13 protein-coding genes are annotated in these 16,801 nt (G+C 72.8%); 7 read left to right on the forward strand and 6 right to left on the reverse strand.

Annotation, left to right across the window (positions count from 1 at the left end; genetic code table 11):
• Together hemQ and hemG are read right to left on the reverse strand one after the other, a co-directional pair.
• On the reverse strand, positions 1 to 674 hold a 674-nt coding region (gene hemQ / locus ACWDVG_RS19640; protein WP_451700540.1), incomplete at its 3' end, for a hydrogen peroxide-dependent heme synthase.
• Between the two features lie 17 nt (positions 675 to 691).
• Positions 692 to 2,221, reverse strand: a complete 1,530-nt coding sequence (hemG, locus tag ACWDVG_RS19645) for a protoporphyrinogen oxidase (RefSeq protein WP_451700541.1) — start codon at positions 2,219 to 2,221, stop codon at positions 692 to 694.
• Between the two features lie 138 nt (positions 2,222 to 2,359).
• Here hemG and ACWDVG_RS19650 point away from each other — a divergent pair, with 138 nt between their 5' ends.
• Positions 2,360 to 3,307: a DUF4349 domain-containing protein gene (locus tag ACWDVG_RS19650; RefSeq protein WP_451700542.1), complete on the forward strand. Its 948-nt coding sequence runs from the start codon at positions 2,360 to 2,362 to the stop codon at positions 3,305 to 3,307.
• A gap of 157 nt (positions 3,308 to 3,464) precedes the next feature.
• A complete protein-coding gene (locus ACWDVG_RS19655; protein ID WP_451700543.1) occupies positions 3,465 to 4,838 on the forward strand; it encodes an FAD-dependent oxidoreductase in 1,374 nt (457 codons plus the stop codon).
• Positions 4,839 to 4,907: 69 nt separating this feature from the next.
• Here ACWDVG_RS19655 and hemE read toward each other — a convergent pair whose 3' ends face one another.
• Positions 4,908 to 5,984, reverse strand: a complete 1,077-nt coding sequence (gene hemE / locus ACWDVG_RS19660; protein ID WP_451700544.1) for a uroporphyrinogen decarboxylase — start codon at positions 5,982 to 5,984, stop codon at positions 4,908 to 4,910.
• Positions 5,985 to 6,074: 90 nt separating this feature from the next.
• Between hemE and ACWDVG_RS19665 the strand changes: the two genes are divergently transcribed.
• The 3 genes from ACWDVG_RS19665 to ACWDVG_RS19675 all read left to right on the forward strand — a co-directional run bounded on the left by ACWDVG_RS19665 (position 6,075) and on the right by ACWDVG_RS19675 (position 9,129).
• On the forward strand, positions 6,075 to 6,767 hold the full coding sequence (locus tag ACWDVG_RS19665) for a DUF3000 domain-containing protein (protein WP_451700545.1): 693 nt from the start codon (positions 6,075 to 6,077) through the stop codon (positions 6,765 to 6,767).
• Positions 6,768 to 6,983: 216 nt separating this feature from the next.
• Positions 6,984 to 7,649, forward strand: coding sequence for a response regulator transcription factor (locus ACWDVG_RS19670; protein ID WP_015037008.1), 666 nt, complete (start codon positions 6,984 to 6,986; stop codon positions 7,647 to 7,649).
• 196 nt (positions 7,650 to 7,845) lie between these two features.
• Positions 7,846 to 9,129 carry an HRDC domain-containing protein gene (locus ACWDVG_RS19675; RefSeq protein ID WP_451700546.1) on the forward strand — a complete coding sequence of 428 codons (1,284 nt, stop codon included), beginning with the start codon at positions 7,846 to 7,848 and terminating at the stop codon, positions 9,127 to 9,129.
• Positions 9,130 to 9,227: 98 nt separating this feature from the next.
• Here the strand turns inward: ACWDVG_RS19675 and ACWDVG_RS19680 are convergent, their stop codons facing one another.
• A complete protein-coding gene (locus ACWDVG_RS19680) occupies positions 9,228 to 9,938 on the reverse strand; it encodes a hypothetical protein (RefSeq protein ID WP_451700547.1) in 711 nt (236 codons plus the stop codon).
• A gap of 581 nt (positions 9,939 to 10,519) precedes the next feature.
• Here ACWDVG_RS19680 and ACWDVG_RS19685 point away from each other — a divergent pair.
• A complete protein-coding gene (locus ACWDVG_RS19685) occupies positions 10,520 to 11,734 on the forward strand; it encodes a thiolase family protein (protein ID WP_451700548.1) in 1,215 nt (404 codons plus the stop codon).
• Positions 11,731 to 13,869 (forward strand): 3-hydroxyacyl-CoA dehydrogenase NAD-binding domain-containing protein, encoded by a 2,139-nt coding sequence (locus tag ACWDVG_RS19690; protein ID WP_451700549.1) that lies wholly within the window; start codon positions 11,731 to 11,733, stop codon positions 13,867 to 13,869. Before ACWDVG_RS19685 ends, ACWDVG_RS19690 begins: the two co-directional genes overlap by 4 nt.
• A gap of 100 nt (positions 13,870 to 13,969) precedes the next feature.
• Here ACWDVG_RS19690 and ACWDVG_RS19695 read toward each other — a convergent pair whose 3' ends face one another.
• On the reverse strand, positions 13,970 to 14,983 hold the full coding sequence (locus ACWDVG_RS19695; RefSeq protein ID WP_451700550.1) for a hypothetical protein: 1,014 nt from the start codon (positions 14,981 to 14,983) through the stop codon (positions 13,970 to 13,972).
• 185 nt (positions 14,984 to 15,168) lie between these two features.
• Positions 15,169 to 16,647: an amino acid permease gene (locus tag ACWDVG_RS19700; RefSeq protein WP_451700609.1), complete on the reverse strand. Its 1,479-nt coding sequence runs from the start codon at positions 16,645 to 16,647 to the stop codon at positions 15,169 to 15,171.
• Positions 16,648 to 16,801 lie beyond the last annotated feature (154 nt).

Here is a 16,801-nt window from a genome sequence, read left to right on the forward strand (position 1 = left end):
CGGCCGGTGTAGAACGGGACCTCCTCGCGGACGTGCATGCGGGCCTCGGAGCCGCGCAGGTGGCGCATGAGGTCGACGATGCGGTGGAGTTCGTCGGCCTCGAAGGCGAGGATCCACTCGTAGTCGCCGAGCGAGAAGGAGGCGACCGTGTTGGCGCGGACGTCGGGGTAGCCGCGGGCCATCTTGCCGTGGTCGGCGAGCATCCGGCGGCGGTCCTCGTCCGGCAGCAGGTACCAGTCGTAGGAGCGCACGAAGGGGTAGACCGAGACGTAGTCGCGCGGGGTCTCGTCGGCCAGGAAGGCCGGGATGTGCGACTTGTTGAACTCGGCGGGGCGGTGCAGCGCCATGTTCGACCAGACCGGTTCGAGGGCGCGGCCGAGCTTGGTGCGGCGGAAGAGGCTGTACGCGTCCTGGAGCTCGTCGCTCGTCTCGGCGTGCCACCAGATCATGACGTCGGCGTCGGCGCGCAGACCGGACAGGTCGTACGTGCCGCGGACGGTGATGTCCTTGGCGGCGAGCTGGTCGAAGAGCTCCTGGACCTCGTCGGCCCAGCCGGCTCGGTCGGCGGGCAGGACGTCGCGCAGCTTGAAGACGGACCACAGGGTGTAGCGGATGACCTCGTTGAGGTCCTTCGCCTTCTTACCGGCGTTCGGGATCTTTTCGGGCGCACTCATGGCCCTATTCTCGCCCGTCACGAGGAGTGCCCCGCACCGGGGTCGGTCCTTTTCGACGTGGCGATGATCTCGTGGGCGGTCTCGTCCGTGATGTCGCCGGTGATCTCTTCGGTGATCTCGTCGGCGGCCCGGTGGGCGGAGGCGACGCAGGCGGGGATGCCGACCCCGTCGTAGGCGGCGCCCGCGAGGCGGATTCCGGGCAGGGCGGCGACGGCCTCGCGGACGCGGGCGACGCGGGCGAGGTGGCCGACGGGGTACTGCGGCAGGCCGTCGGTCCAGCGGGTGACGGTGGTGGCGACGGGGCGGGCGGTGAGGCCGGTGGCGGCGGCGAGGTCCTTGAGGGAGGCGGCGACCAGGTCGGCGTCCTCGCGGTGGACCTGCTGCTCCTCGCCGTGGCGGCCCACGGAGGTGCGGAGCACGAAGAGGTCGGGCGCGCCGTCGGCGACCCAGCGCCACTTCTGCGAGGAGAAGGTGGAGGCCTTGACGGTGTGTCCGTCGACGGGCGGTACGAGGAAGCCGGAGCCGCGCAGGGCGGGCAGGTCGGCGCGCCGGAAGGCGAGGGTGACGAGGGCCATCGAGGCGTAGGCGACGGCGCCGAGTTCGGCCGCGGCGGCCGGGGCGTGGGGGCCGAGGAGGCCGGCCGCGACTCCGGCGGGGGTGGCCAGGACCACCGCGTCGGCGTCGAGGACGCGGTCGCCGTCGCGGTCGCGGGTCACGACGCGCCAGCCGGTGGCGCCGGAGCGGAGCAGTGCCCGCACGGGGGCGCCGGTGAGGATTTCGCCGCCTGCGGCGCGGACGGCGGCGGCGACGGCCGCGGGAAGGGTGCCGACGCCTCCTTCGAGGCCGGCGAAGGCGGCTCCGCCGAGGCCGGTCGCGGCGCCCGCGACGTCGGTGGGCGTGGCGGCGCCGGCCTGCTGGACGGCCCGGACGGCGGCGGTGAGCGTCGGGTGGCGGCGGGCGGCCTCGAAGAGCGCGGGGACGGCGGCCCTCATCGAGATGCGGTAGGCGTCGCCCGCGTAGACGCCGCCGAGGAGGGGTTCGACGAGCCGGTCGACGACCTCGTGGCCCATGCGCTCGGCGACGTACGCGCCGATGGCGACGTCCTCGCCGACCTCGGTCGGCGGAAGCTCCAGGTCGCGGCCGATCCGGCGCAGCGCCTCGGCGGAGAGCAGCCCCTCGACGGCGGCGGCGTCGCCGGGGACGCCCATGACGTGGCCCTTGGGCATGGGGACGAGCGCGCCGCGCGACCAGACGGAGGCGGTCGTGGTGGCGGGGGCCTGGAGGCGGTCGCCGAGGCCGACGGACGCGGCGAGCGCGATCGCCTCGGGGCGGCGGGCGAGCAGCGACTCGGCGCCGAGGTCCACGGGGGCGCCGGCGATCTCCCCGGCGAGGAGCTTGCCGCCGACGCGGTCGCCGCCTTCGAGGAGGGTGACCCGGTGTCCGGCGAGGACCAGTCGGTGGGCGGCGGCGAGGCCTGCGATGCCTCCGCCCACGACGACGACGTGCCCTGCGTTCCCGGCGTGCTGCCCCGTGCTGTCCGCGTTCATGGGACCACTCTCTCAAATCGCCCGCGCGCGCCCGTTCCGAGGCCGGACCGTGACCGCTTCGCTACCGGCGGGCGGCAACCGCCGCCGGGGACGGTACGTCCAAGGGGCACTACTCACCACCATTCCTTGGGGGGACTCGTGCGGAGAGCGAGAACGACGGCCGCGGCGCTGCTGACGGCGTCACTGGTCCTGACCGGCTGCGGGGCGGGCGGCGCGGACACGGCGGCCGGGGACGCCAAGTCGGGCGTACGGGCGGTCGAGCCCGCGGACGGCTCGCGCCAGGAGGGCGCGGGGGACACCGCGTCGGGCGCCTCCGGGGCGTCCGCCGCGCCGGGGGCCCAGCGGGCGCCCGCGTCGCGGACCCCGGCGGCACCGCAGCACGTCATCCGCACCGCCGCGCTGACCGTGGAGGTCGCGGACGTGCCGAAGGCGCTGGCGGAGGCGCGCCGGGTGACGGCGGGCGCGGGCGGCCGGGTGGAGAACGAGACGACGGAGCGGGTCGACGACGCGTACGTCACCTCGCGGGTGGTGCTGCGCGTGCCGCAGGAGCGGTACGACACGGTGCTCGCCGCGCTGGCGGGCTCCGGCAAGCTGCTGGCGCGCACGGCGGACGCCAAGGACGTCACCGAGCAGGTGGTGGACGTGGAGAGCCGGATCGCGACGCAGCGGGCGAGCGTGGCGCGGGTCCGGGCGCTGATGCAGCGCGCGGAGAAGCTCGCGGACGTGGTGACCCTGGAGGGGGAGCTGAGCCGTCGCCAGGCGGATCTGGAGTCGCTGCTCGCCCAGCAGGCGTCGCTGCGGGACCGGACGACGCTGTCGACGATCACCCTGGAGCTGGTCGAGAAGGAGAGGCCGCACGCCGACGAGGACCCGGCCGACGACCGCCCGTCGGCCGGTGACGCCCTGGGCGGCGGCTGGGACGCGCTGGTGGCGGCGGGGGCGTGGGTGGTGATCGTGCTGGCGGCGCTGGCTCCCTGGCTGGCGGTGGCCCTGCTCGCGTACGCCGTCTGGCACTTCCTCCTCCGCCCCCGCCACCGCGCCCGCAGGGCTGCCCGCAGCGAACTCCCGGCCCGGGAAGCCGAGTGAGCGAGGACGCCCGTCGGAACCTTTGGATGCCCGCAAGCACCCGGGGCGAGTGAGCCGAAGGGTCGCGGCCGGGGGAACGGGCCCGAGGACGCACGGGACCGTGAGCCCGGCGAAGAGCGACCCGGAGGCGAACCGAGCCCTCTAGAACAATGCAGCCATGAGTGAACGACTGGTGGTCATCGGTGGCGACGCGGCGGGCATGGCCGCCGCGTCGCAGGCGCGCAGGCTGAAGGGGTCCGGGGAGCTGGAGATCGTCGCGTTCGAGCGCGGTCGTTTCTCCTCGTACTCGGCGTGCGGCATTCCGTACTGGGTGGGGGGCGAGGTCCGGGAGCGCGCGGAGTTGGTCGCGCGTGCGCCGGAGGAGCACCGGGCCCGGGACATCGATCTGCGGATGCGGACGGAGGTGACGGAGATCGACGTGTCGGGGCAGCGGGTTCGCGCCAGGGATCTGGAGTCGGGTGCCGAGTCGTGGACGGGCTTCGACAAGTTGGTGATCGCGACGGGGGCGCGGCCGCTGCGGCCGCCGGTGCCGGGGATCGACGCGCCGGGTGTGCACGGGGTGCAGACGCTGGACGACGGGCAGGCGTTGCTGGATTCGCTGGCGCGGACGTCGGGGCGGCGGGCGGTCGTGGTCGGCGCGGGGTACATCGGCGTGGAGATGGCGGAGGCGCTGTTGGGCCGGGGGTACGAGGTGACGGTCCTGAACCGGGGCGAGGAGCCGATGTCGACGCTGGATCCGGACATGGGGCGTCTGGTGCACCGGGCGATGGACGGGCTCGGGATCAGGACGGTGGGTTCGGCGGCGGTGACGGGGGTGCTGACGGGCGGGGACGGCCGGGTGCGGGCGGTGACGACGGAGGCGGGCGAGTATCCGGCGGACGTGGTGGTGCTGGGCACGGGCGTGGTGCCGGAGACGTCGTTGGCGGAGGCGGCGGGGCTCCCCCTGGGGGCGCACGGCGGGCTGCTGACGGATCTGGCGATGCGGGTGCGGGGCCAGGGGAACATCTGGGCGGGCGGTGACTGCGTGGAGGTGCTGGACCTGGTGTCGAACCGGGAGCGGCACGTTCCGTTGGGGACGCACGCGAACAAGCAGGGCCAGGTGATCGGCGCGAACGTGGGGGGCGGTTACGCGACGTTCCCGGGGGTGGTGGGGACGGCGGTGTCCAAGGTGTGCGATCTGGAGATCGCGCGCACGGGGCTGCGGGAGAAGGACGCCCGGGAGGTGGGGCTGCGTCACGTGTCGGTGACGGTGGAGTCGACGAGCCGGGCGGGCTACTACCCGGGGGCCGCGCCGATGACGGTGAAGATGCTGGCGGAGCGGCGTACGGGGCGGCTGCTCGGGGTGCAGATCGTGGGCCGGGAGGGGGCGGCGAAGCGGGTGGACATCGCGGCGGTCGCGTTGACGGCGGGGATGACGGTGGAGGCGATGACGTTCCTGGACCTGGGGTACGCGCCGCCGTTCTCGCCGGTGTGGGATCCGGTGCTGATCGCGGCCCGGAAGGCGGTGGCGGCCGTCCGGGCGGCCGGCTGACGAGCACCCCCTCGCGTCGGGGGCGCCGCGTCGGTTTCCCGGCGGCGGCGCCCCTTCGTCGGGCGGGCGTCAGACGGCCGTGCGCGTGTGGACGTACTCGACCAGGCGCGTCAGGGCGTCCGGGTCCATGGCCGGCATCACGCCGTGGCCGAGGTTGAAGACGTGCCCCTCCAGGTCCTCGGCGGCGGCCAGGACCTCGTCCGTCTTGGCCTCGACGACCTCGCGCGAGGCGAAGAGGACGGCGGGGTCGAGGTTGCCCTGGAGCGCCTTTCCGGGGCCGACGCGGCGGGCGGCCTCGTCGAGCGGGACGCGCCAGTCGACGCCGACGACGTCCGCGCCCGCCTCTCCCATGAGGCCGAGGAGCTCGCCCGTACCGACGCCGAAGTGGATGCGGGGGACGCCGTAGCCGGCGACCGCGTCGAAGACCTTGGCGGAGGCGGGCATGACCGAGCGACGGTAGTCGGCGGGGGCGAGGGCGCCGACCCAGGAGTCGAAGAGCTGTACGGCGGAGGCGCCGGCCTCGATCTGGACCTTGAGGAAGGCCGCGGTGATGTCGGCGAGGCGGTCGAGCAGGTCGGCCCAGAGCTGCGGGTCGCCGTACATGAGCGCCTTGGTGTGCTCGTGGCTGCGGGACGGGCCGCCCTCGACGAGGTAGCTCGCGAGGGTGAAAGGCGCTCCGGCGAAGCCGATGAGCGGGGTGTCGCCCAGCTCGCCGGTGAGCATGCCGATGGCCTCGGTGACGTAGTGGACGTCCTCGGGGGTCAGCTCGCGCAGCCGGTCGAGGTCGGCGCGGGTGCGGATCGGCTCGGCGACGACCGGGCCGACGCCGGGCTTGATGTCGAGGTCGACGCCGATGGCCTTGAGCGGGACGACGATGTCGCTGAAGAAGATCGCGGCGTCGACCTTGTGGCGGCGCACGGGCTGCAGCGTGATCTCGGTGACCAGCTCGGGCCGCATGCACGACTCGAGCATCGGGATGCCCTCGCGCACCTTCAGGTACTCGGGGAGGGAGCGCCCGGCCTGTCGCATGAACCAGACGGGGGTGTGGGGCACGGGCTCGCGCCGGCACGCCCTGAGGAACGCGGAGTCGTGCGTCCGCGACTGCTGCTTGGTCTGCTGGCCCTGCGGGCTGTCGATGGCACTCACGCCCAAATCTTCGCATGTGGCGGGAAGCCGCTCGTCCGGGGCGGGTGTCCCTCCCTGCGCGGCGGCCCCGTTCCGCCTACTCTTCCCCGCATGGCTGCGGCTCAGGGACATTTTTCCGATCATTCCGACGGCACTCGAGGGACGGACGACACGGCGGACAGTACGGAGACGAACCCGGCGCCGCCCGCGTTCCGGCGGGCGGTGGAGGCGCTGCGCTCGGCGCGGCTGCGGCCGGAGATCGAGGTGGACCCGACGCGGCCGCCGCAGCGCCTCGCGCCGTACGCGTACGCGGTGGAGGCGGCCGTCGTGGAGGGCGAGGAGGACCTGGCGGACGGGCGGCTGGTCCTGCTGCACGATCCGGCCGGTCACGACGCCTGGAAGGGCACGTTCCGTCTGGTGACCCTGGTGCGGGCGGAGCTGGAGCCGGAGATGGCGGCCGATCCCCTGCTCCCGGAGGTGTGCTGGTCCTGGCTGACGGGCGCCCTGGAGGCGCGGGGGCTGGCGTACGGCGAGGCGAGCGGGACGGTGACGATGGCGGGCTCGCACTACTTCGGGGGGCTCGCGGACCGCAGACCGGCCACGCAGATCGAGATCCGGGCGTCGTGGACGCCCCGGGAGGGGCCGGGCGGGGTGCCGGACTCGGGGGCGCACCTGGTCGCCTGGTGCGATCTGCTCTGCCAGATCGCGGGGCTGCCGCCGCTGGCGGCGGAGCCGGGTGCGGGCACGGTCTCGGGGGCGGGGGTCGTCCCGCTGCCCCAGCGGCGGGGCCCGCAGGGGGCCTGACCGGGGTCCCCCGTGGGGGTGACGGGCCGGGTCCGCTCGTAGGATGATCGATCACGCGTCCGAATTGCCCTAAATGTTACTCACCAAATCGTGATCTTTCCCTAAAGGCGGGCGGCCCAGCTGCCGAAGGAGTCAGTGACCCCTTCACAGCACGGGTTCGCCCCCGGCTTCTTCCCCGAGCCGGCTCCGTCCCGCACCTTCCCCCCAGGAGGCCTGGTGTCCGTTCTCCTCGAGCAGCCCGCAAGCCTGGTCGCCTACCGCCCGAACAAGCCGACGGCCATGGTCGTCGTGGCCGACCCGCGCGTCCGATCCACCGTGACCCGCCACCTGTGGGCCCTCGGAGTACGTGACGTGATCGAGGCTTCGTCCATCGCGGAGGCCCGTCCCCGCGTCGGCAACCCGCGCGACATCTGCGTGGCCGACGTCCACCTGCCCGACGGCAGCGGCCTGACCCTGCTGTCCGAGACCCGCGCCGCGGGCTGGCCCAACGGCCTCGCCCTCTCGGCCGCCGACGACATCGGCGCCGTGCGCAACGCCCTGGCCGGCGGCGTGAAGGGCTATGTCGTCACCGGCACCCGTACCAACATCGGCCACCCGACGCGTCCCGGCGCCGCCCCCATCGGCGCCGCGGCCGCCCGCCTCGGCCACCGCCGCCCCCCGGGTGCCCCGAGCCACCCGGGCGGCTACCGCGAGCTCTCCGGCCGTGAGGTCGAGGTGCTCCGCCTCGTCGCCGAGGGCCAGTCGAACAAGGCCATCGGCGTCTCCATGGGCCTCTCGGCCCTCACCGTGAAGAGCCACCTCGCCCGGATCGCCCGCAAGCTGGGCACCGGCGACCGCGCCGGCATGGTCGCGGTGGCCCTGCGGACCGGCATCATCCACTGACCGATCCGGCCCCTCCCCGAGCGCCTGCCGACGGAACGTTCCGTCGGCGGGCGCTCGGCGTTGGGCCCGCCGCTGACGGCGTCCCCGGCGGACGTCTCGGACAGCGGTCCCGGGCGGGCGTGCCCGGGCCTCCCGCGTGGACGTCTCCTTTCGTTCCGTCGACGGGTATGTGCCGGGGGACGGATACCCTTGACAGGTGACCGACGCCCAAGAGACCGCAGCAGACACCGCACTGCGCACCACCGGGGGCGGCCCCCCGGACGACGACGTCCCTGCGAATGGGCTTCCGATCCCGTTGCTGGAGCCCCGTGAGGGGATTCCGCCCGTCGTCGCGGGCGAGGACGCCCTCGCCGAGGTGATCGCCGCCTTCGCCGCGGGCAGCGGCCCGGTCGCCGTGGACGCCGAGCGCGCCTCCGGCTACCGCTACGGCCAGCGCGCCTACCTCGTCCAGCTCCGTCGCGAGGGCGCCGGGACCGCCCTGATCGACCCCGTCGGCTGCCCGGACCTCTCCGGGCTCGGCGAGGCGCTCGACGGCGTCGAGTGGATCCTGCACGCGGCCACCCAGGACCTCCCGTGTCTCCGTGACATAGGCATGCGTCCGTCCACGCTGTTCGACACCGAGCTGGCCGGCCGTCTCGCGGGCTTCCCGCGCGTCGGCCTCGGCGCGATGGTCGAGTCCGTCCTCGGCTACGCCCTGGAGAAGGGGCACTCCGCCGTCGACTGGTCCACCCGCCCGCTGCCCGAGCCGTGGCTGCGCTACGCCGCGCTCGACGTGGAGCTGCTCGTCGACCTGCGCGACGCCCTGGAGAAGGAGCTGGACCGGCAGGGCAAGCTGGAGTGGGCCCACCAGGAGTTCGACGCGATCGCCTCGGCGCCGCCCGCCCCGCCGCGCAAGGACCCGTGGCGCCGCACCTCGGGCATGCACAAGGTCCGCCGCCGTCGCCAGATGGCTGTGGTACGGGAGCTGTGGACGGCCCGGGACCGGATCGCCCAGCGGCGCGACGTCTCCCCCGGCAAGGTGCTGAGCGACGCGGCGATCGTCGAGGCCGCCCTCGCCCTGCCGGTGAACGTGGCCGCGCTCTCCGCGCTGCCCGGTTTCGGCCACCGGACGAGCCGCCGTCAGCTGGAGCAGTGGCAGGCCTCGGTGGACCGCGCCAGGGCCCTCCCCGAGAGCGAGCTGCCCCAGCCGGGCCAGCAGGTGGCCGGGCCGCCGCCGCCGCGCGCCTGGGCGGACAAGGACCCGGTGGCCGCCGCCCGCCTCGCGGCGGCCCGCACCTCGGTGACGGCCCTCGCGGAGGAGCTGAACCTGCCGCAGGAGAACCTGATCACCCCGGACACCGTGCGCCGGGTCTGCTGGGAGCCGCCGTCCCCTGCCACCGCGGAGACGGTCGCCGCCGCCCTCGCGGGTCACGGCGCGCGGCCGTGGCAGGTCGGCCTGGTGACGCCGCTCCTGGTGGAGGCCCTGGCGGTCTCCGCGTAACGCACGCGCGCCGGGCTCGCACGGACCCGCGCCGACTCGACGAAGCCCCCGGGACCGCGCGGTCCCGGGGGCTTTCGTCCGTCCCGGCTTCCCCTCTCCTACGGAACGGGGCTCAGGTCGCCGTTCGTGCTCATGTCGAAGACGCCCTGGGTCTTGCCGTCGACCGTGAGGTGCTTGAGCCAGTGCTTGGAGAGGTTGTGCACGTTCTTGTGCTGCTGCTCCCACACCACCGAGTGGCCCGCGCAGGCCAGCTTGACCATGAGCTTGCGGGAGCCCGCGACGGCGTTGTAGAGCGCCGGGACGGAGAAGTTGAGCTCCGGGTCCGGGTTGGGCGGTGAGGTGTTCACCTGGCTGTCGCGGTCCCCGTAGACGATCAGGACAGGGACGTCTCCGCCGAGGACGCCGCCCTGCCCGGCCGTCGTCTTGTTCCAGCCCCAGCGGACGAAGTTCCGGATCCGGTTGAGCCCCTCCGGCGGTCCCCAGGTCCTGCCCTCGGAGTCGTTCTCCATCATCGCGGCCCACGCCCGCTCGACCATGCCGGGCTCGCGCTGGTCCACGCAGGCCAGTTCGTTGTTCCACCCCGACTCCAGCCCCCACCGGGTGGCGAGGAACATCGGGAAGCCGGGCCTCGGCAGCGGGCTCGGCGCGGTCGACGTGCCCTCGGGCGGGAAGATCGACGCCAGCAGGAACAGGCTCTCCACCCTGGTGGGGTTGTTCACCGCGTAGGGCCCCATGGTGAAGGCCGCGGCCGACCAGCCGATGAACGCGACCTTGTCCACCTGGCGCTTCTCGCGGATGTACTCGACCACGGTGTGCAGCTCGTCCCGGTCGCTGTTCGAGTTGTTCAGCTGGAAGCCGTACAGCGGCTGGCCCGGGGTGAATCCGACCGGCCGGAGCCCTGGAGGTCCATCATGAAGACGTCGTAACCGGCCTTGGCCAGGTGTTCCGCCCAGCCGTAGGAGGCGTTGTGCCGTCCCGCTCCCGGACGAACAGGTGGACCTTCTCGTTCTCGTTCGCGGGGACGGTGGACGTGTGGGGGACCTCGTGGTCCTTGGTGATGATCGCCGCCATGGAGTTCCCTTCCGTGCGATCGGTCCGCGAGGCCTCGTGACCCGCGGGGGCCGGCCTCGGTCCGATGTGTACCGGGCGGCCGCCGCGGGGGCCCGTGGCGCGGCCGGGCGCCCGCGGCCATCCGGTCGCGGAACCCTCCGTTCGGACGGGCGTACGCACGGGGCGCGTGCGCTCGGGTCGCGCGCGCCGGATGTGACCTTCACCGCTTGGCCCCCGAGGACTGGGCAGCATGGTTACCCACAAGTAGCATGGAGGAAGCAAGCGCGCGCTTAGGCGTGCGCCGCAGCAGTGCCATCCCGCACCCTGGAGGAGAGCCATCGTGCCTCGTACCGTCAGGGACGTCGTCTTCGTCGACGGCGTCCGCACCCCGTTCGGCAAGGCGGGCCCGAAGGGCATCTACCACGAGACCCGCGCCGACGACCTCGTCGTGAAGGCCATCCGGGAGCTGCTGCGCCGCAACCCGGGCCTCGACCCGGCGAAGATCGACGAGGTCGCCATCGCCGCGACCACGCAGATCGGCGACCAGGGCCTGACCCTCGGCCGGACCGCGGGCATCCTCGCCGGGCTCCCGCAGTCGGTGCCGGGCTACTCCATCGACCGCATGTGCGCCGGCGCGCTGACCGCCGTGACCTCGGTGGCCGGTTCGATCGCCTTCGGCGCGTACGACGCCGTCATCGCCGGTGGCGTCGAGCACATGGGCCGCCACCCCATGGGCGAGGGCGTCGACCCGAACCCGCGCTTCGTGTCGGAGAAGCTCGTCGACGAGTCCGCCCTCTTCATGGGCATGACCGCCGAGAACCTGCACGACCGCTACCCGCACATCACCAAGCAGCGCGCCGACGAGTACGCCGTGCGCTCGCAGGAGAAGGCCGCCAAGGCGTACGCCGACGGCAAGATCCAGCAGGACCTGGTGCCGATCTCGGTCCGCCGCACCTCCCCCGAGGCCGGCGAGACCGGCTGGGGCCTGGTCACCGCCGACGAGCCGATGCGCCCGGGCACGACCCTGGAGTCGCTGGCCGGCCTGAAGACGCCGTTCCGCGTCCACGGCAACGTCACCGCGGGCAACGCCGCCGGTCTCAACGACGGCGCCACCGCCTCGATCATCGCCTCCGAGGAGTTCGCCCGGGAGAACGACCTCCCGGTCAAGATGCGCCTCGTCTCGTACGCCTTCGCCGGCGTCGAGCCCGAGGTCATGGGCTACGGCCCGATCCCGGCGACCGAGAAGGCCCTCGCCAAGGCCGGCCTGACGATCGACGACATCAACCTGTTCGAGATCAACGAGGCGTTCGCCGTCCAGGTCCTCGCCTTCCTCGACCACTACGGCATCGCCGACGACGACGCGCGCGTCAACCAGTACGGCGGCGCCATCGCCTTCGGTCACCCGCTCGCCTCCTCCGGCGTCCGTCTCATGACGCAGCTGGCCCGCCAGTTCGAGGAGCAGCCGCAGGTCCGTTACGGCCTCACCACCATGTGCGTCGGCTTCGGCATGGGCGCGACGGTCATCTGGGAGAACCCCCACTGGGAGGGCAAGTGAGCACCACCGCCGAGCTTCTGAAGGGCGCCGCCGAGCTCTTCCCGGACGAGGTCGTCACCAGCGCCCACGTGCGGCACTTCGAACTCCCGGCGAACGCCGGCCGGTTCGCGCTGATCACGCTGGACAACGGCTTCGACCACACCAAGCCGACCACCTTCGGCCCGCAGTCCCTCGCCAACCTGAACGCGGCGATCGACCAGGTCGAGGCGGAGGCCGCGAACGGTGAGATCGTCGGCGTCGGCCTGACCGGCAAGCCGTTCATCTTCGCCGTCGGCGCCGACCTCAAGGGCGTCGAGCTGCTGAAGAAGCACGAGGAGGCCCTCGCCATCGGCAAGGGCGGCCACGACGTCTTCAAGCGCCTCTCCTCCCTCGCCGTGCCGACCTTCGCGTACTACAACGGCGCGGCCATGGGCGGCGGCGTCGAGGTCGGTCTGCACTGCACCTACCGCACCGTGTCGAAGGCCCTGCCGGCCTTCTCGCTGCCCGAGGTCTTCCTCGGCCTGGTGCCCGGCTGGGGCGGCTGCGCGATCCTGCCGAACCTGATCGGCGCCGAGAAGGCCGTCTCGGTCATCATCGAGAACTCGCTGAACCAGAACCGTCAGCTCAAGGGCAAGCAGGTCTTCGAGCTCGGCATCGCCGACGCCCTCTTCGAGGGCGCCGACTTCCTGGAGCAGTCGCTGATCTGGACGGCCTCCGTCCTGAACGGCACCGTCACCGTCGAGCGTCCCGAGGTCGACCGCGGCGAGGCCTGGGACCAGGCCGTCGCCAAGGGCCGTGCCGTCGCCGACTCCAAGGTGCACGGCGCCGCCCCGGCCGCCTACCGCGCCCTGGAGATCATCGAGGCCGCCAAGGACGGGGACCTCCAGAAGGGCTTCGACGCCGAGGACCAGGCTCTCGCGGACCTGATCATGGGCGGCGAGCTGCGCTCCGGCATCTACGCCTTCAACCTGGTGCAGAAGCGCGCCAAGCGCCCCGCCGGTGCCCCGGACAAGTCGCTGGCCCGCCCGGTCACCAAGGTCGGTGTCGTCGGCGCCGGTCTGATGGCCTCCCAGCTCGCGCTGCTCTTCCTGCGCCGCCTGGAGGTGCCGGTCGTCCTGACCGACATCGACCAGGAGCGCGTCGACAAGGGCGTCGGCTACGTCCACGCCGAGATCGAGAAGCTGCTCGGCAAGGGCCGCATCAACCAGGACAAGGCCAACCGTCTCAAGGGCCTGGTCTCCGGTGTCCTCGACAAGGCCGAGGGCTTCTCGGACGCGGACTTCATCATCGAGGCCGTGTTCGAGGAGATGTCCGTCAAGCAGAAGGTGTTCGCGGAGGTCGAGGCGGTCGCCCCGGCGCACGCGATCCTCGCCACCAACACCTCCTCGCTCTCGGTCTCCGAGATGGCCTCGAAGCTCCAGCACCCGGAGCGCGTGGTCGGCTTCCACTTCTTCAACCCGGTCGCAATCCTCCCGCTCCTGGAGATCGTCCGCGGCGAGCAGACCGACGACGCCTCCCTCGCCACCGCCTTCGGCGTGGCGAAGAAGCTGAAGAAGACCGCGGTCCTGACGAAGGACGCCCCGGCGTTCGTCGTGAACCGCATCCTCACCCGCTTCATGGGCGAGATCCAGAACGTCATCGACGAGGGCACCTCCGTCGAGACGGCGGAGAAGGCCATCGAGCCGCTCGGCCTGCCGATGTCCCCGCTCGTCCTCCTGGAGCTGGTCGGCCCCGCGATCGGTCTGCACGTCTCCGAGACGCTGAACCGCGCCTTCCCGGAGCGCTTCACGGTCTCCCCCAACCTGAAGGCGGTCGTCGAGGCCGGCAAGCGCGGCTTCTACGTCTACAAGCCGGAGAACGGCTTCAAGCCGGAGCTGGACCCCGAGGTCGCCGCGCTCCTCAAGCAGGGCGACGTCGTCCTGACCGAGGAGCAGGTCCGCGACCGCGTCCTGGACGCGGTGGCGCAGGAGATCGGCCTGATGCTGGAGGAGGGTGTCGTCGCCGAGGCGCAGGACATCGACCTCTGCCTGATCACCGGTGCGGGCTGGCCCTTCCACCTGGGCGGCATCACGCCGTACCTGGACCGTGAGGGCGTCTCCGAGCGCGTCAACGGCAAGCGTTTCCTGGCGCAGGGCGTGGCGAGCGTTCCCGCGTAACCGCAGGGCGTACGGCGACGGCCCCGGCACCTTCCCAGGTGCCGGGGCCGTTCGCGCGTGTACGGCGAGGCGTTCCCGTACGTGCTGCGGGGCGCGGGGGTCAGCCCAGGGAGCGCCAGCTGTCGAGGGAGAGCCCGCCCGCCGCGGGGCGCTGCCGGGCGGTGATGAGCGTGGCGGCGCCGGCCAGGGTCAGCGCGACGAGGCGGCCGTCGATGTCGCGGCCGAAGGCGGTGGCCAGTTCGCCGTGCGGGACGCCCGTCTCGATCCACTGGACGCCCGAGTCCTCCTGCTCGGTCGGGTGCACGCCGACCGCGAGCCGCCCGTCGGCGGCCTGCTGGGCGAGGACCGTGCACTCGACGCCGTCGACGAGACAGCGGCCCGCGGAGAGCGGTCCCGTGCCGACCGCCCGGCCGAGGACCGTCGGGGCGAGGGAGCGGTCGGGCGACCAGGCCCGCAGGTCGCCCTCCTGGTCGACGTAGAAGGCCGTCGAGTGCCCGGAGGGGCCGGTGACGGCGGCGAGGGTGCCCATGGTCACCGAGGCGGGCAGCAGCTCCTCGCGGACCGGCTTGCCGCCGGACTCGCGCTGCTGGTAGCGGACCAGGCCCTTCGCGTGCGAGCTGTACAGCTCGACGAACCCGGCGCCGTTGGTGACGGCGGCCGGCGAGGGGTCGGTCTTGGAGCCGAGCAGGTCCCACCAGGGGTGCCAGCCGCCCGCGTCCTTCTGGGCCCGCACGCTGACGCCGCCGCCGCCGTTGCGGCAGAAGACGTACGCGCGGCCGATGCCGTCCACGGTCACGGACGGGGTCCCCGTCCACTGGTGAGCGGGCCCGTTCGGATGGGTGAGGGAGCGCCATTCGAGGGCCGGACGGCCCGTCTGGTACTGGGTGGTGTGGACGAGTTCGACCCGGTCCGGCTCGTCGCCCGCGACCGGCCGCAGCCCCACGAGGTGCACGTAGCCGTCGGTGCCCTGGCCGACCGAGAGGCTGGGCAGGAGGGTACCGCCGCCGAGGGAGACGGGTCCGGTCCAGCGGCCGCCGGTGTCCTCGGTCCAGCGCACCACTTCGCCGTTCCGGGGCAGATAGGCGCTGAATCTCCCCTCCTTCCCCCGGGCCAACCAGGCCCCCCGCATTCGGGGGGCCTCGGGGGCACCGGTGGGACGGGTCGTGGGGGCCTCGGATCGATTCGCCATGGGGGGATCCAGCACTCCGGTCATCGGGATTGAGGTCGGGTACGAGGCGACTGTAGTCCCCCCTGGTGAACGCGGTGTTCCGCACCCGTGGTCCCGCCGTCCGGGGGCCGTCAGTACCGGGCCTCGCGGCCCGCCTTGCCCAACCGGCTGTGCCCGCGCCCGTACAGGAAGTACACGACGATGCCGATGGCCATCCAGACCGCGAACCGGAACCAGGTCTCGCCCGGCAGGTTCAGCATCAGCCAGAGCGAGGCGGCGATGGAGAGGACCGGCAGCACCGGCACCCACGGGGTGCGGAAGGCGCGGGGCAGGTCGGGGCGGGTGCGGCGCAGGACGATGACACCGGCGGCGACGACGACGAAGGCGAAGAGGGTGCCGATGTTCACGAGCGTCGCCAGCTCGTTGATGCTGGTGAAGCCCGCGACGATCGCGATGACCACGCCGAGCAGGATCGTCGGGCGGTAGGGGGTCTTGAAGCGCGGGTGGGTGACCGAGAAGAAGCGCGGCAGCAGTCCGTCGCGGCTCATGGCGAAGAAGACGCGGGTCTGGCCCAGCAGCAGGATGAGGCAGACCGTGGTGAGGCCGACGGCGGCACCGAAGCTGATCACGCCCGCGTAGAACGGGTGCCCGACGGCCTTGAAGGCGTCGGCCAGTGGCGCGCTCACGGACAGTTCGGTGTAGTGCTGCATGCCGGTGACGACGAGCGCCACCGCCACGTACAGCACGGTGCAGATGAGGAGGGAGCCGAGGATGCCCCGGGGCATGTCCCGCTGCGGCAGCTTGGTCTCCTCGGCGGCGGTGGCGACGACGTCGAAGCCGATGAAGGCGAAGAAGACGACGGAGGCGGCCGTGAAGATGCCCATGACGCCGAAGTTGGTGGGCTCGTACCCGAAGAGGAGCTGGACGAGCGGCGAGTCCCAGTTGGAGCCGCCGCCCTCGGGGGTGACGGCCGGCGGCACGAACGGCTTGTAGTTGTCGCCGACGATGAAGAACAGGCCGGCCACGATGACGATCATGACGACGGTCACCTTGATCGCCACCACCAGGGCGGTGATGCGGGCCGACAGCTTCATGCCGACCACGAGGATCGCGGTCAGCACCAGGACCAGCAGGAACGCCAGGATGTCGAAGGTGCCGCCCGGCGCGTCCGGGCCCTCGAGCGCGGCCGGTAGGTGCCAGCCGGCGTTGTCCATCAGCGAGCGCACATACCCCGACCAGCCGACGGCCACCACCGCCGTGCCGAGCGCGAACTCCAGGACGAGGTCCCAGCCGATGATCCAGGCGGGGAGCTCGCCGATCGAGGCGTACGCGAACGTGTACGCCGATCCGGCGACGGGGACCGTCGAGGCGAACTCGGCGTAACAGAGCGCGGCGAGGGCGCAGACGATGCCCGCGGCGACGAAGGCGAGGGCGGTCGCCGGGCCGGCGTTCTCCTTGGCGACCTTGCCGGTCAGGACGAAGATGCCAGTGCCGATGATGACGCCGACGCCGAAGACCGTCAGGTCCCAGGCCGACAGGGACTTCCGGAGGGCGTGCTCCGGTTCCTCCGTGTCGCGGATCGACTGTTCGACCGTCTTGGTCCGGAACATGCCGGAGTTCGCGCGTGGCTGCTGGTCCGTACTCACCGTGGTACCTCCCTGCGATGGAGCTGCCCGCTCTGTGGTCAGGATGCACGCGAAAGGGCCGGTCGGCACTCCGAAGAGTGATCCGACCGGCCCAAGGGTGACGCCGCGTGACGGTGAA

The sequence above is a fragment of the Streptomyces sp. NPDC003327 genome (assembly GCF_053589515.1).